At 72.8% G+C, this 14,070-nt stretch carries 12 protein-coding genes; 2 read left to right on the forward strand and 10 right to left on the reverse strand.

From position 1 onward, the window contains the following. Positions 1-32 precede the first annotated feature (32 nt). A complete protein-coding gene (locus ACFWE1_RS04440; RefSeq protein ID WP_376932310.1) occupies positions 33-1,058 on the reverse strand; it encodes a glycerophosphodiester phosphodiesterase family protein in 1,026 nt (341 codons plus the stop codon). Positions 1,059-1,213: 155 nt separating this feature from the next. Here ACFWE1_RS04440 and ACFWE1_RS04445 point away from each other — a divergent pair, with 155 nt between their 5' ends. Then, the gene (locus tag ACFWE1_RS04445) at positions 1,214-2,017 is read left to right on the forward strand and encodes a Bax inhibitor-1/YccA family protein (protein WP_376932311.1); all 804 of its coding nucleotides are present in this window, start codon (positions 1,214-1,216) and stop codon (positions 2,015-2,017) included. A gap of 104 nt (positions 2,018-2,121) precedes the next feature. Here the strand turns inward: ACFWE1_RS04445 and ACFWE1_RS04450 are convergent, their stop codons facing one another. From ACFWE1_RS04450 to ACFWE1_RS04490, 9 genes are all read right to left on the reverse strand, one after another. Continuing rightward, positions 2,122-3,366, reverse strand: a complete 1,245-nt coding sequence (locus ACFWE1_RS04450; RefSeq protein ID WP_376933062.1) for an RNA polymerase sigma factor — start codon at positions 3,364-3,366, stop codon at positions 2,122-2,124. A 115-nt stretch (positions 3,367-3,481) separates the two neighbouring features. Further along, entirely contained in the window at positions 3,482-3,913 is a 432-nt protein-coding gene (locus ACFWE1_RS04455; protein WP_229781496.1) for a YciI family protein, read from the reverse strand. 119 nt (positions 3,914-4,032) lie between these two features. Then, positions 4,033-4,971, reverse strand: a complete 939-nt coding sequence (locus ACFWE1_RS04460) for an L-lactate dehydrogenase (RefSeq protein ID WP_376932312.1) — start codon at positions 4,969-4,971, stop codon at positions 4,033-4,035. Positions 4,972-5,104: 133 nt separating this feature from the next. Further along, positions 5,105-6,682 carry a glutamine-hydrolyzing GMP synthase gene (gene guaA, locus ACFWE1_RS04465; RefSeq protein ID WP_376932313.1) on the reverse strand — a complete coding sequence of 526 codons (1,578 nt, stop codon included), beginning with the start codon at positions 6,680-6,682 and terminating at the stop codon, positions 5,105-5,107. Further along, positions 6,679-7,155, reverse strand: coding sequence for a DUF3817 domain-containing protein (locus ACFWE1_RS04470; RefSeq protein ID WP_376932314.1), 477 nt, complete (start codon positions 7,153-7,155; stop codon positions 6,679-6,681). The genes guaA and ACFWE1_RS04470 overlap by 4 nt, the downstream gene beginning before the upstream one ends. Positions 7,156-7,164: 9 nt before the next feature. Next, entirely contained in the window at positions 7,165-7,962 is a 798-nt protein-coding gene (locus ACFWE1_RS04475; protein WP_376932315.1) for an SURF1 family protein, read from the reverse strand. An 87-nt stretch (positions 7,963-8,049) separates the two neighbouring features. Beyond that, a complete protein-coding gene (locus ACFWE1_RS04480; protein WP_376932316.1) occupies positions 8,050-9,780 on the reverse strand; it encodes a glycerol-3-phosphate dehydrogenase/oxidase in 1,731 nt (576 codons plus the stop codon). 123 nt (positions 9,781-9,903) lie between these two features. Continuing rightward, complete coding sequence (locus ACFWE1_RS04485; protein WP_376932317.1) at positions 9,904-11,028, reverse strand: GuaB3 family IMP dehydrogenase-related protein; 1,125 nt, start codon at positions 11,026-11,028, stop codon at positions 9,904-9,906. A 22-nt stretch (positions 11,029-11,050) separates the two neighbouring features. After that, positions 11,051-12,751, reverse strand: coding sequence for an ABC-F family ATP-binding cassette domain-containing protein (locus ACFWE1_RS04490; protein ID WP_376932318.1), 1,701 nt, complete (start codon positions 12,749-12,751; stop codon positions 11,051-11,053). A 155-nt stretch (positions 12,752-12,906) separates the two neighbouring features. Between ACFWE1_RS04490 and ACFWE1_RS04495 the strand changes: the two genes are divergently transcribed. After that, a complete protein-coding gene (locus tag ACFWE1_RS04495; protein ID WP_376932319.1) occupies positions 12,907-14,064 on the forward strand; it encodes a MalY/PatB family protein in 1,158 nt (385 codons plus the stop codon). Positions 14,065-14,070: the final 6 nt, after the last annotated feature.

Below are 14,070 nucleotides of genomic sequence, written 5' to 3' on the forward strand. Positions count from 1 at the left end.
TGGACAGTCCCCGCGCTGTGGAGCCCGCGCCTTCAGCCGCGCTCGCCGCGCGCCTCGATGCCGAGGTCGGGCTGGTCGACGAAGATCCCGTCGACCCCGGTGCCGATGACGGCGCGGAACTCCCCCAGCCAGTCGCCCCAGTGCGCGCGCGAGGCGCCGCGGCGGAACGGCGGGGCGAGGAAGCGGTTCTCAGGCCGGAGCGTCCAGGTATAGACGGCGAGGCCCGCGCTGTGCGCGGCGTCCACGAGCTCCGCCCCGTGCAGCGGCCCGCGGCGCTTCGCCGTGCCGACGAGGCGCGACTTCGAGACGCTCACGCCGTCGAAGCGGCCGGCGAGGCGCATCAACCCGGCCTCGGTCACGACCTCGTCGTAGCTCGTCGCGGCCGCGCCGTCGCGGAGCACGAGGTCCCAGGGCGCGCCCGACTCCTCGATGAGGAACACCCGGGCCCCGCGCACGCCGCGATCGCCCAGGCGGTCGAGGATCGTCGGCTCGAAGGACTCGAGGATGAGCCGCCCGTCACCTCTGCCCCATCCGGCCGCCTCGAGCTCGGCGGCGAACAGCTCGTCGAGCGGCAGCCCGAGGCCGGCGAAGTGGCTCGCGTGCTTGAACTCCGCCACGATGCGGAGGAGGCGATCGTCCGCCGCGGCGGCATCCTCCACCAGCTCCAAGAGGTCCCGAAGCCGCAGCAGCGGGAAGCGGCCGTCGAAGCTCGCGCTGGTCTGGCGCAGCGCGCCGAGGCGCTCGGTCGCGCGCAGGGTCGCGAGCTCGGCCCAGGTGAAGTCCTCGGTGAACCACCCCGTGAGGGGGACGCCGTCGACCTCGCGCGTCGTGCGGCGCCCGGCGAACTCGGGCCGGCTCGCGACATCAGTCGTGCCGGAGATCTCGTTCTCGTGGCGCAGTACCAGCACGCCGTCGCGCGTCGCGACGAGATCCGGCTCGACGGCCTCCGCGCCGAGCGCGAAGGCGAGCTCGTAGGCCGCTCGGGTGTGCTCGGGCCGGTAGCCGGAGGCGCCGCGGTGTCCGATGACGAGCGGATGGCCCGCGGTGTCTGCCAGCATGCGCATAGCGTAGCGACGGCATGGCACCAGAGGATGATCTCCGGCCCATTCTCGGCGTCGTCACGGCTGGGCACGGTAGATTCGTAGGAATCCGGTATGCAGCCGCGCCCGGATTCCCCTCCACCCGACGAACGCCGAAAGCAGAGGAACCGTTCATGGCACTCGACAATCCCGCCTTCTCGCGGAACCCCGCATTCTCCCAGCAGGGGGCGGTGGCCGCAGCGCAGGACGTGTCGGCCCAGCAGCTGCAGGAGATGTACGACCGCCCGACCACGCTGCCCGACACCGAGGTCATGACGGTCGAGAACACCATCTCGAAGACCGTCGCCTCGTTCGGTGTGCTGCTCGTCGGCGCCGCCGCGGGCTTCGCCCTCACGCCGACCATGCCCTGGGTGTTCTGGGTCGGCGCCATCGTCGGCTTCGTGCTCGCGATGGTCAACATCTTCAAGCGCGAGCCCTCGCCCGCGCTGATCCTCGCCTACGCCGCCGCGCAGGGCCTCTTCGTCGGCGGCATCTCACTGATCTACGAGACCGAGTACTCGGGCATCATCGCGCAGGCCGTGCTCGGCACCCTCGCCGTCTTCGGCGTCACGCTGGCGCTCTTCGCGAGTGGCAAGGTGCGCGCCTCGAAGAAGGCCACCAAGGTCTTCCTCATCGCGATGGTCGGCTACCTGGTCTTCTCGCTCGTCAACATGATCCTCATCTGGACCGGCGTGAGCACCGACCCCTGGGGCCTCCGCGGCGTCGAGATCGCCGGCATCCCGCTCGGCCTCGTCATCGGCGTGCTCGTCATCCTGATGGCCGCGTACTCGCTCGTGCTCGACTTCGACGCGATCCAGCAGGGCGTGCGCAACCGCGCCCCGAAGAAGTACGGCTGGTCCGGCGCCTTCGGCATCATGGTCACCGTCATCTGGCTCTACCTCGAGATCCTGCGCTTCATCGCGATCGCACGAGACTGACTCGAGCCGCAGCTCGACTGCACGAACGGGTCGCCCTCGGGCGGCCCGTTCGTCGTTTCCCCGGCCCGCAGGTTAGCCCGCCCGCCGCTCAGCCCGCCCGCAGTTCAGCCCCGCGCGCTCGCCTTCGCGAGCAGCACGGCGCGCTCCCTGGCGTTCTGGGCGCGCTCGGCGGCGAGCTCGAACTCGGCCCGCGCCTCCTCCTCGCGGCCGAGCCGCGCGAGCAGCTCGCCGCGCACGCTCGGCAGCAGGTGCGAGAGCGCCAGCCGCGGATCCCCGGCGAGCGCGTCCACGAGTTCGAGGGCGGCCGCCGGCCCATCCGCCATCGACACGGCGACGGCGCGGTTCAAGGCGACCACTGGCGATCCGGACAGCTTCGCGAGCGCGTCGTACGCGGCGACGATCGCCGCCCAGTCGGTGTCCTCGACCGAGGCGGCCCGGTCGTGCTCGAGCGCGATCGCCGCCTGCAGCGCATACGGCCCGCGTCCGCGCCCGATCGTCTCGGCGCGCTCGAGCGCCACGCGGCCGCGGGCGACCGCCCCGCGGTCCCAGCGGGAGCGGTCCTGATCGGCGAGCAGGACCGCGTTGCCCTCGGCATCCGTCCGCGCGGGGAAGCGCGCCGCCGTGAGCTCCATGAGCGCGACGAGGGCCTGCGCCTCGGGCTCGCGGGGCAGCAGCGCCGCGACGATGCGCGCGAGCCGCAGGGCCTCGCGGCTGAGCTCGGGGCGCATCCAGTCCTCGCCGCCGCTCGCGGCGTGCCCCTCGGTGAAGATGAGGTAGAGCACGCCGAGCACCGCGTCGAGGCGGGCCGGCAGCTCCGCCCTGGGCGGCACCTCGAAGGCGACGCCGGCCGCGGCGAGCGTCTTCTTCGCACGCACGACGCGCTGCTGCACGGTGGTGACGGGCACGAGGAACATGCGCGCGACCTCCTCGCTCGTGAGGCCGCCGACGACGCGGAGGGTGAGGGCGACACGCGCCTCGCGGCTCAGCACCGGATGGCAGGCGACGAAGACGAGGCGCAGCACGTCGTCGTCGATCCGGTCGGGGTCGTACGGCGGCGCGTCCGCCTCGGCCGCGCGCTCGGCCTCGAGATCGTGCGCGATCGCGGCGACCCGCTCCTCGTAGCGCTCCCGGCGGCGCCAGCCGTCGATGGCGCGGCGCTTCGCGACCGCGGTGAGCCACGCACCGGGGGTGCGCGGTACCCCCTCGGCGGGCCATTGCTCGAGCGCCTCGGCGAGCGCCTCCTGGGCCAGGTCTTCCGCCTGTGCGAAGTCGCCGACGAAGCGCGTGAGCGCGCCGACGATGCGCGGCGACTCGATGCGCCAGACCGCCGCGACGCGCTCGGCGACCACGGCCGGGTCGGCCGCCGGACCACGCGCGGATGCCTCGCCGGGCGCGCCGGAACGCCGCACCGACTCCTCGTCGATGCGGCGCTCCTCGGTCTCGTCGCTCACGCGGCCGCCCGGCTCAGGCCTGCGCGGCCCGCTGGGCCTGCTCCTCGCGCCAGCCCTCCTCCTTCTGCACCCACTCGTTGTCAGCGGGGAAGTCGGAGGCGTCGGTGACCCGACGCACCTCGAGGAATGCGCCCGGCCCGAGCGGCGCCCGGCTCGCCCACTCGGCGGCCTCGGCCTTCGAGCCCACCTCGATGATCCAGAAGCCGTTGAAGAGCTCCTTGATCTCGCCGTAGGGGCCGTCGGTGACGAGCGGGGTCTCGCCGCTGAAGTCGACGACGAAGCCCTCGCTCGCGTCGGACAGGCCTTCGCCCGCGAGCAGCACGCCGGCCTTCATCATCGACTCGTTGTAGCGCCCCATCGCGGCGATGACCTCGGTGAAGTCCATCTCCTCGTAGGCGGCGACGCCGCGCTCGTCCGCACGCATGATCAGCATGTACTTGGTCATGATTCCGTCTCCTGTTCGGATCGATCGGGGCCGGTTCCGACCCTCTCACTCATGGCGTCGAACGGGAACCGCGCAGATCGACACGAGTGCGAAAAACTCTCCGAGCATCTTCTCGCGGCTCAGCCGAGCGCGTCGACGGCGGTGCGGATGGCGTCGGCGGAGGCGACGAGGCGCGCCTCCTCCTCCGCCGACATCGGCGTCTCGGCGACGACCCGGGCGCCGTGCGCCCCGACCACCGAGGGCAGGGAGAGCGCCACGCCCCGGATGCCGCGCACCCCGTCGAGCACGGTCGACACGGGCAGCACGGCGTGCTCGTCGCGGAGCACGGCTTCGACGATGCGCGCCCCACTGAGCCCGATCGCGAGGTTCGTCGCCCCCTTGCCGCGGATGACCGTGTACGCCGCGTCGCGCACCTCGTGGGCGACGCGGTCGAGCTCCTCGCGCGTGAACGGCTCGCCGCCGCGCCACTCCAGGATCGGCACGGGCCCGATGCGCGCGTTCGACCAGAGCGGGAACTCGGTGTCCCCGTGCTCGCCCACGATGTCGGCGTGCACGCTCGCGGTGCCGACGCCCGCGCGCTCGGCGAGCCGCCAGCGGAGCCTGGAGGTGTCGAGCACCGTGCCGGAGCCGAAGACGCGTTCGGCCGGCAGCCCGGTGCCCCGCTGCGCGACGACCGTCATCACGTCCGCCGGGTTCGTCACGATCACGAACACCGCGTGCGGTGCCCGCTCGAGGAGCGTCGGCATGAGCCGTTCGAGGATGCCGGCGTTCGTCGCGGCGAGCTCCATGCGCGACTGGCCCGGCTGCTGCTTCGCGCCCGCGGTGACGACGACCACGTCGCTGCCCTCGGCGACGGCGGGGTCGGCCCCGCCCGAGACCGCCGAGCCGGTGAACTGCGTGCCGTGCGCGAGGTCGAGCACCTCGGCCTCGACCTTCTCGGCGGCGATGTCGTAGAGCGCCACCTCGGCGGCGCTCTCCCGGATGAGCGCGGCGTACGCGAGGCTCACCCCGACGCTGCCGGCGCCGACGACGGTCAGTTTCGTGCGCGCATTCGCCATGCGGACCATCCTGCCCGGACTGGCCGCGCGCGGCCAGTGCCTGCGCTGCAGCTGCGCCGCCTCCCCGCGACCGCCGGGGACGACGGAGGGCGCGGTCGGCAGACCGCGCCCTCCGGATGCCGGATGCTCCGGCTCACTCCCACTCGATGGTGCCCGGCGGCTTCGACGTGACGTCGAGCACGACACGGTTCACCTCGCGCACCTCGTTGGTGATGCGGTTCGAGATCTTCGCGAGCACGTCGTAGGGCAGCCGCGTCCAGTCGGCCGTCATGGCGTCCTCGCTCGAGACCGGGCGGAGCACGATGGGGTGCCCGTAGGTGCGGCCGTCGCCCTGGACGCCGACCGAGCGCACATCGGCGAGCAGCACGACGGGGCACTGCCAGATCTCCTGGTCGAGGCCGGCACGGCTCAGCTCCTCGCGCGCGATGGCATCGGCCTCGCGGAGCAGATCGAGACGATCACGGGTGACCTCGCCCACGATGCGGATGCCGAGGCCGGGCCCCGGAAAGGGCTGCCGGCCGACGATCGCCTCGGGCAGGCCGAGCTCGCGGCCGATGGCGCGCACCTCGTCCTTGAAGAGGGTGCGCAGCGGCTCGACGAGCTCGAACTGCAGGTCCTCGGGCAGGCCGCCGACGTTGTGGTGGCTCTTGATGTTCGCCGTGCCCGCGCCGCCGCCCGACTCGACGACGTCGGGGTAGAGCGTGCCCTGCACGAGGAACTTGATGGGCGTGCCGTCGGCCGCCGCCTCGGCGAGCAGGTCGCGTTCCGCGGCCTCGAAGGCGCGGATGAACTCGCGCCCGATGATCTTGCGCTTTTCCTCCGGGTCGGTGACCCCGGCGAGGGCGTCGAGGAAGACGTCGGCCGCGTCGACCGTGACGAGGCGCACCCCGGTCGCGGCGACGTAGTCCTGCTGCACCTGCTCGCGCTCGCCCTTGCGGAGCAGACCGTGGTCGACGAAGACCGCGGTGAGCTGCTCGCCCACGGCGCGCTGCACGAGCGCGGTCGACACGGCCGAGTCGACCCCGCCGGAGAGGGCGGAGATGACCCGGGCGTCGCCGACCTGCTCGCGGATGCGCGCGACCTGCTCGGCGATGACGTTGCCCGAGTTCCAGTCGGCCGGGATGCCGGCGGCGCGGTGCAGGAAGTTCTCGATGATGCCCTGACCGAACGGCGTGTGCTTCACCTCGGGGTGCCACTGCACGCCGTACAGCTTGCGCTCGTCGTTCGCGAACGCGGCGACGGGCGTCGACTCGGTGGAGGCGAGCACCTCGAAGCCCTCGGGGGCACGGGCGACCGAGTCGCCGTGGCTCATCCACACGGTCTGCCCGGCGGGCTGGTCCACGAGCAGGGCGTTGCCCTCGGCATCCACGACGTTCGCGTGCGTGGCGCCGTACTCGCGCTGACCGGTCTGCGCGACCTCGCCGCCGAAGTGCTGCGCCATGACCTGGAAGCCGTAGCAGATGCCGAGGGTCGGCACGCCGAGCTCGAGCACCTCGGGGTCGAGCTGCGGGGCGCCCTGCTCGTACACCGAGCTCGGGCCGCCCGAGAGCACGATGCCGATCGGGTTCTTGGCACGCACCTCCTCGGCGGTGACCGTGTGCGGCACGATCTCGGAGTAGACGGATGCCTCGCGCACCCGACGCGCGATGAGCTGCGCGTACTGGGCGCCGAAGTCGACGACGAGGACGGGACGCTGTTCGGTCTCGCTCACTGGGCGGCCTCCACGGGCTGGTTGTCGGAATCTGCGGCCTCGGCCTCGCGGCGGTCGAGGTAGCTGCGGACCTCGCGGCCGATCCTGGCCTCGAGGAAGAAGGAGAGGAACGGCACGATGCCGCCGAGCGCGATGAGGATGAAGCGCGTGAACGGCCAGCGCATGAGGCTCCACAGCCGGAAGTCGCTGAACAGGTACACGACGTAGAACCAGCCGTGCGCGATCAGGATGCCGGTGGAGAGGTTCACCCCGATGCCGGTCGACTCGAGACCGCTCGCCGTCTCGAGCACGGGCTCGAAGCTGAGCACGCCGTTCGGACCGAAGGCGTACAGCTCGAAGTGCCACACGTACTTCAGCAGCATCTCGGCGCAGAGCAGCAGCAGCATCACGCCCGTGATGACCGACGCCACCTGGTAGAACTTCAGCGCCCCGCGGATGCGCGGCAGGTCGGCGAGTTTGGGCTCGAGGGGCATGCCACCAGTCTACGCGGACTGGCTGAGCGCCTCCGCCTCGTCGCGCTCGCGCTCCACGGCGTCGCGGACGAGCCGGTACCAGAGGTAGATCGCGAAGCCCGCGAAGACCACCCATTCGACCGCGTAGAAGACGTTCAGCCAGTTCAGCTCGACCGACTGCTCGGGCGGCGGGGAGTGGATCGCCTCGAGTCCGGGAGCGGCATCCTTCGCCGTGACGTAGCCGAAATACGCCGGCCGGTCGTCGAAATCGGCCCACAGGTTCACGAGCTGCGCCACGGCGACCGTCTTCATCTCGAAGGGGTCGGCGTCGTCGGCGGGCGCGATCGGCGCCTCGCTCGGCAGGAAGCGGCCGACGACGGTGGTGTCCTCCGCGCCGAGGCCGCGCTCGAACTCGGCGAGCGCGCGCTCGGCCGCCTCGCGGTCGGGCGCCCAGCCGAGCGCGACGGGCAGGCCCCCCGGTGCTCCGTCGGTGACCTCGAGGTGGGCGACGACCCAGGTGCCCGCGACGCCGTCGTTCAGGCGGCCGTCGACGAGCACGGTGTCGCCGGGCACGAAGCGGCCGGTGACCTCGACCATCTGCCCGGTCGCGCGCTGCTCGGTGGGCGCGTCGGGGGAAGCCAGCCCGGCGAAGGGCAGCACCTCTTCCGTCGGCCGCACCTCGACCGTCGCCTGCTCGACGGCCCGCTCGACCTGCCACTGCCCGAGCAGGGCGAAGGCGGCGGCGATACCGAGGGCGAGGGCGAGGGCGAGCAGCCACCGCGGGCGCACCATCATGCGCAGCACGGCGCGGCGTGAGTCAGCGGACACGATCACCGAGCCTACCCGGCCGCGGCTGGGGAAGCGGTGGGTGCCCGCCCGGCGCCGACGAGCTCGCCGGCGCCGCGGCGGGCCCGTTCAGTCGACCCGGACGATGTCGGGCGCTTCCAGCCGCACCCGGTCGGCCGAGGCGTCGTCGGGCTGCTCCTGCGAGGCGCGCTCGGCCTCGACCCGCTGCAGGTAGCGCTCGACCTCGAGGGTCTCGCGCGCCTCGTCCCAGCCGAGGACGCCGCCCATGAGCTTCGCCGCGACGGGCGCGGCCGAGACGCCCCGGTCCCACGCCTCGATCGAGATGCGGGTGCGCCGGGCGAGCACGTCGTCGAGGTGCAGGGCGCCCTCGTGCGAGGCGGCGTACACAACCTCGGCGGCGAGGTAGTCGTCGGCTCCCGGCAGCGGCTCGCCGAGCGCGGGGTCGTTGCGGATGAGGTCGAGCAGGTCGTCGGTCATCGTGCCGTAGCGGTTCAGCAGGTGCTCGATGCGCACCTTGTGCACGCCGAAGGCGCGGGCGATCTTGCCGCGCTTGTTCCACGCGGCCTGGTACCCCTCGGCGCCGAGCAGCGCGATGTCCTGCGTCGCCGACGGCGGGATCTTGCCGTCGAGCGCGTCGACGGCCGCGTCGATCGCGTCCTTCGCCATGACCCGGTAGGTGGTCCACTTGCCGCCCGCGATGACGACGAGCCCGGGCACGGTGTGCGCGACGAGGTGCTCGCGGGAGAGTTTCGAGGTCTGGTCGCTCTCGCCCGCGAGGAGCGGGCGGAGGCCCGCGTACACGCCCTCGACGTCCTCCCGGGTGAGCGGCACCCCGAGCACGGCGTTCACGTGCTCGAGCAGGTAGTCGATGTCGGCCGCGGTGGCCGCGGGGTGCGCCTTGTCGAGGTTCCAGTCGGTGTCGGTCGTGCCGATCAGCCAGTGCCGGCCCCACGGGATGACGAAGAGCACGCTCTTCTCGGTGCGGAAGATCATGCCCATCGCGGACTGGATGCGGTCGCGCGGCACGACGAGGTGGATGCCCTTCGAGGCGCGCACCTTGAAGGTGCCGCGCTCCCCCACCATGCGCTGGGTGTCGTCGGTCCACACGCCGGTCGCGTTCACGACCTGCTTCGCGCGGATCTCGAAGTGCTCGTCGGTCTCGAGGTCGTGCGCCTTCACGCCCACGACCCGTTCGCCGACCTTCAGGAAGCCCTCGACGTTGACGCGGCTCGCGACGTGGGCGCCGTAGAAGCTGGCCGTGCGGGCGAGCGAGGCCACGTAGCGCGCGTCGTCGACCTGCGCGTCGTAGTAGGTCAGGCCGCCCACGAGGGCGTCCTTCGAGAGCGAGGGGATGGCCCGCATGACCTGGCGCTTCGACAGGTGCCGGTGGTGCGGGACGCCCGGCGGCCGGCCGCCCGTGTAGCTGAAGATGTCGTAGAGCATCATGCCGGCACCGATGTAGATGCGCTCGAACACCCGCTTCTTCAGCGGGTAGAGGAAGCGCACCGGCTTCACGAGGTGCGGGGCGATGCGCTGCAGCAGGAGGCCCCGCTCGATGAGCGCCTCGCGGACGAGCCGGAAGTCGAGCTGCTCGAGGTAGCGGATGCCGCCGTGCACGAGCTTCGAGGAGCGGCTCGAGGTGCCGCTCGCCCAGTCGCGCGCTTCGAGGAGCCCCGTCGAGAGCCCGCGGGTGACCGCGTCGAGCGCGGAGCCGGTGCCGACGATGCCACCGCCGACGACGAGGACGTCGAGCTCCTTCTCTTTCAGCCGCGCGATCGCCGCCGCGCGCTCCTCCGGGCCGAGCTTGTCCGACCGTGCCACCGACTTGAGCTTCGCCATCGTCGCCTCCCCAGACGTCGTATACCGCGCTGCTTCCACGCTACCCGAGATCGCGCGGCCCGCGGCCGGGAACTCGAATGCGCTCAGCAGCCGTTCAGCCGGCGACGCCGAGGGGGACGGTGCTCAGGCGCCCTGGTACGGCGCGACCACGATCTCGACCCGCTGGAACTCCTTCAGGTCGGAGTAGCCGGTCGTCGCCATCGACTTGCGCAGCGAACCGACGAGGTTCGCGGTGCCCTCGGCGATCGGCGCCGGGCCGTAGAGGATCTCCTCGAGCGGGGCCACCTGGCCGACCTGCACGCGCTTGCCGCGGGGCAGCTTCGGGTGGTGCGCCTCGGCGCCCCAGTGCCAGCCGCCGCCCGGCGCATCGGTCGCCCGCGCGAGCGCGGCGCCCAGCATGACCGCGTCGGCGCCGCACGCGATGGCCTTCACGATGTCGCCGGCGGCCCCGACGCCGCCGTCGGCGATGACGTGCACGTAGCGGCCGCCCGACTCGTCGAGGTAGTCGCGGCGCGCGCCCGCGACATCCGCCACCGCGGTCGCCATGGGCGCGTGGATGCCGAGCGAGGCGCGCGTCGTGGAGGCGGCGCCGCCGCCGAAGCCGACGAGCACGCCCGCCGCGCCCGTGCGCATGAGGTGCAGGGCCGCGGTGTAGGTGGCCGCACCGCCGACGATGACGGGCACGTCGAGTTCGTAGATGAACTTCTTCAGGTTGAGCGGCTCGACGTTCTTCGAGACGTGCTCGGCCGAGACGGTCGTGCCGCGGATGACGAACAGGTCGACGCCGGCCTCGACGACGGTCGAGTGCAGCTCGGCCGTGCGCTGTGGGGACAGCGCGCCGGCGACGGTGACGCCGGCGGCGCGGATCTCGGCGAGGCGTTCGCGCACGAGCGCCGGCTGGATCGGCGCGGCGTACAGCTCCTGCATGCGCGCGGTGGCCTTGTCGGCCGGGAGGCTGCGGATCTCGGCGAGCACGGGCTCGGGGTTCTCGTAGCGGGTCCACAGGCCCTCGAGGTCGAGCACGCCGAGACCGCCGAGCTTGCCCATCATGATGGCCGTCTTCGGCGAGACCACGGAGTCCATCGGCGCCGCGAGGAACGGCAGCTCGAACTGGTACGCGTCGATCGACCAGGAGACGGAGACGTCCTCCGGGTCGCGCGTGCGCCGGCTCGGCACGATGGCGATGTCGTCGAACGCGTAGACACGGCGGCCCCGCTTGGAACGGCCGATCTCGATCTCCTGGCTCACCGTCCCAGCCTACCCGGGCGGCTCAGCGGGCGCGCGCCACGCGGCGCTCGTCCCAGACCGGGGCATCCGTCTCGACGACCTCGCCGTCCTCGCGGAACACGAGGAAGCGGTCGAAGCCGCGCGCGAACCAGCGGTCGTGGGTCACGGCGAGCACCGTGCCGTCGAAGCGCGACAGCGCGTCCTCGAGCGCCTCCGCCGAGACGAGGTCGAGGTTGTCGGTCGGCTCGTCGAGCAGCAGCATCGTCGCCCCGGACAGTTCGAGCAGGAGGATCTGCAGGCGGGCCTGCTGCCCGCCGGACAGGTGCTCGAAGCGCTGCTGCGCCTCCCGGGCGAGGCCGTAGCGGTCGAGCGCCGAGCTCGCCTGCTCGCGAGGCAGGCCCGGCCGCTCCGCGTCGCCGCGGAACAGGATCTCCAACAACGTACGCCCGGTGAACTCCGGGTGCTCGTGGTTCTGCGCGAACCAGCCGGGCACGACCCGGGCCCCGAGCACGGCGCGACCCGAGTGCGGCACCCGGGCGAGGCCCGCCGTCGCCTCCGTCGTGTGGCCCTGCATGGGGTCGGGGTCGCTGCCGCCGCCGGCGAGCAGGCGCAGGAAGTGCGACTTGCCCGAGCCGTTCGAGCCGAGTACGGCGACCCGGTCGCCGTACCAGACCTCGAGGTCGAACGGCCGCATCAGCCCGGTGAGCTCGAGCCCCTCGCAGACGAGCGCGCGCTTGCCGGTGCGCGCGCCGCGCAGCCGCATGTCGACCTCGCGGGCCGGCGGCCGCTCCTCCGGCGGGCCGGCCTCCTCGAACTTGCGGAGCCGGGTGACCGCCGCCTGATACCGCGAGGCCATGCCGTCGTTGTACGTCGCCTTCACCTTGAGCGTCGCCACGAGCTGCTTCAGCGCGGCGTGCTGCTCGTCCCAGCGCCGGCGCAGCTCGTCGAGCCGGGCGAAGCGGGCCTCACGGGCCTCGTGGTAGCCCTCGAAGCCGCCGCCGTGCACCCAGGCGGTGTTGCCGCCGCCGCCGAGCTCGATGGTCACGATGCGGTCGGCGGCCCGGGCGAGCAGCTCGCGGTCGTGCGAGACGAGGAAGACGGTCTTCGGCGTCTCCCGCAGGCGGTCCTCGAGCCAGCGCTTGCCCGGCACGTCGAGCGAGTTGTCCGGCTCGTCGAGCAGCAGCACCTGCTCGGGCCCGCGCAGCAGCGCTTCGAGCGCGAGCCGCTTCTGCTCGCCCCCGGACAGCGTCGCGAGCTCGCGCCAGCGGGCCCGCTCGAAGGGCACGCCGAGCGCGGCGCCGGTGCAGTGGTCCCAGACGACCTCCTGCTCGTAGCCACCGGCCTCCGCGTACTCGGCGAGCGCGGCGGCGTAGCGCATCTGCGCGGCGGTGTCCTCGTGCTCGATGAGGGCGTTCTCGGCGGCCTCGAGCTCGAGCGCGGCCACGCGGATCCGCTCGGGCGCGACCGAGACGAGGAGCCCGGCGACGGTCTCGGCGGCGCCCTCCGCGGTGCGGCCGGTGCCGATGAACTGGTCCATGACGCCGAGGCCGCCCTCGACCCGCACGCTGCCCTCGTCGGCGGCGAGCTCGCCGCGGACGATCCGCAGCAGCGTGGACTTGCCTGCCCCGTTCGCGCCGATGAGCGCCGTCGTGCGGCCCTCGGTGACGCGGAAGGCGAGGTCGGCGAGCAGCGGCCGCCCGTCGGGCAGCGAGTAGGAGACGCCGTTGACGTCGATGAATCCCATGTCGAGACATCCGTTCGCATGCGGCCGCGCCGGACGCTCCGGGGCCGCGCCGCCTCGTGGGCAGCCGATCAGACTAGCGAGCGGGGACGCGATCGGCAAAACGGGGCCCGGGCAGAAAGGATGCCGAGGCCCGCCGTCTGCGGCAAGCTGGAGGCATGCACCGGATCGCCGCTCAGCCCCTCGACGTCCTCCGCACCCGGACGAGCGCGAAGTGGCGGCTCTACCCCGCCGACGTCCTGCCGCTGCCGGTCGCCGAGATGGACTACCCGCTCGCCGAACCGGTCGCGGCGGCGCTGCACGCGGCGGTCGACCGCTCGGACACCGGCTACGCGGCCGGCAGCGGCCCGATCGCCGAGGCCTTCGCGCCGTTCGCCCTCGAGCGCTTCGGCTGGGAGGTCGACCCGGGCCGCGTGACGAGCACGGGCGATGTCGCGATGGGGCTCGTCGAGGTGCTGCGCCAGGTCACGAGCCCCGGGGACGGCGTCGTCGTGACCCCGCCGATCTACCCGCCGTTCTTCGACATCGTGACGGAGGCGTCTGCCACGGTCGTCGAGGTGCCCATGACGGGCGGCATCGACGCCGGCTGGGCGCTCGACCTCGACGGCATCGACCGCGCCTTCGCCGCCGGAGCGAAGGCCATGCTGCTCTGCAACCCGCACAACCCGATCGGCCTCGTGCCGAGCCGCGACGAGCTCGCCGCCCTCGCCGAGATCGCCGCCCGGCACGGCGCCACGATCGTGTCCGACGAGGTGCACGGGCCGCTCTCGCAGCCGGACTCGGTCTACACGCCCTTCCTCACCGTCTCGGATGCCGCCCGAGAGTTCGGCGTGACGGTCACGGCGGGCACGAAGGCGTTCAACCTCGCCGGGCTCAAGGCGGCGATGATCGTGACGGCCTCCGAGCGCGGCGACGCCGTGCGGCGGCGCATGCCGTACGAGGTCGAGTGGCGGATGAGCCAGTTCGGCTCCATCGCGAGCATCGCCGCGTTCCGCGAGGGCGGCTTCTGGCTCGACGGCGTGCTCGCGAGCCTCGACGACAACCGCCGGCTCCTGGCCGAACTGCTCACCGACGAGCTGCCGGGCGTGCGGTACCGGATGCCGCAGGCGAGCTACCTCGCCTGGCTCGACGTCCGCGCGCTCGGCTGGGGCGACGACCCCGCCGCGTACGCGCTCGAGCACGCCAAGGTCGCCCTCGGCGTCGGGCCGCAGTTCGGTGCGACCGCGGGCCGCGGGCACGTGCGGCTGAACTTCGCGTGCACGCCCGAAGTGCTCGCCGAGGCGATCACCCGGCTGGCGGACGCGCGCGAGCGCTGACGGACG

This window comes from Agromyces sp. NPDC060279 (assembly GCF_042726785.1).
Classification (GTDB): Bacteria; Actinomycetota; Actinomycetes; order Actinomycetales; family Microbacteriaceae; genus Agromyces.

Coding starts and splice junctions, on each gene's coding strand:
- ACFWE1_RS04440 (WP_376932310.1), bottom strand. CDS start 1,058: ATGCTGGCAGACACCGCGGGCCATCCGCTCGTCATCGGACACCGCGGC.
- ACFWE1_RS04445 (WP_376932311.1), top strand. CDS start 1,214: ATGGCACTCGACAATCCCGCCTTCTCGCGGAACCCCGCATTCTCCCAG.
- ACFWE1_RS04455 (WP_229781496.1), bottom strand. CDS start 3,913: ATGACCAAGTACATGCTGATCATGCGTGCGGACGAGCGCGGCGTCGCC.
- ACFWE1_RS04460 (WP_376932312.1), bottom strand. CDS start 4,971: ATGGCGAATGCGCGCACGAAACTGACCGTCGTCGGCGCCGGCAGCGTC.
- ACFWE1_RS04470 (WP_376932314.1), bottom strand. CDS start 7,155: ATGCCCCTCGAGCCCAAACTCGCCGACCTGCCGCGCATCCGCGGGGCG.
- ACFWE1_RS04480 (WP_376932316.1), bottom strand. CDS start 9,780: ATGGCGAAGCTCAAGTCGGTGGCACGGTCGGACAAGCTCGGCCCGGAG.
- ACFWE1_RS04490 (WP_376932318.1), bottom strand. CDS start 12,751: ATGGGATTCATCGACGTCAACGGCGTCTCCTACTCGCTGCCCGACGGG.
- ACFWE1_RS04495 (WP_376932319.1), top strand. CDS start 12,907: ATGCACCGGATCGCCGCTCAGCCCCTCGACGTCCTCCGCACCCGGACG.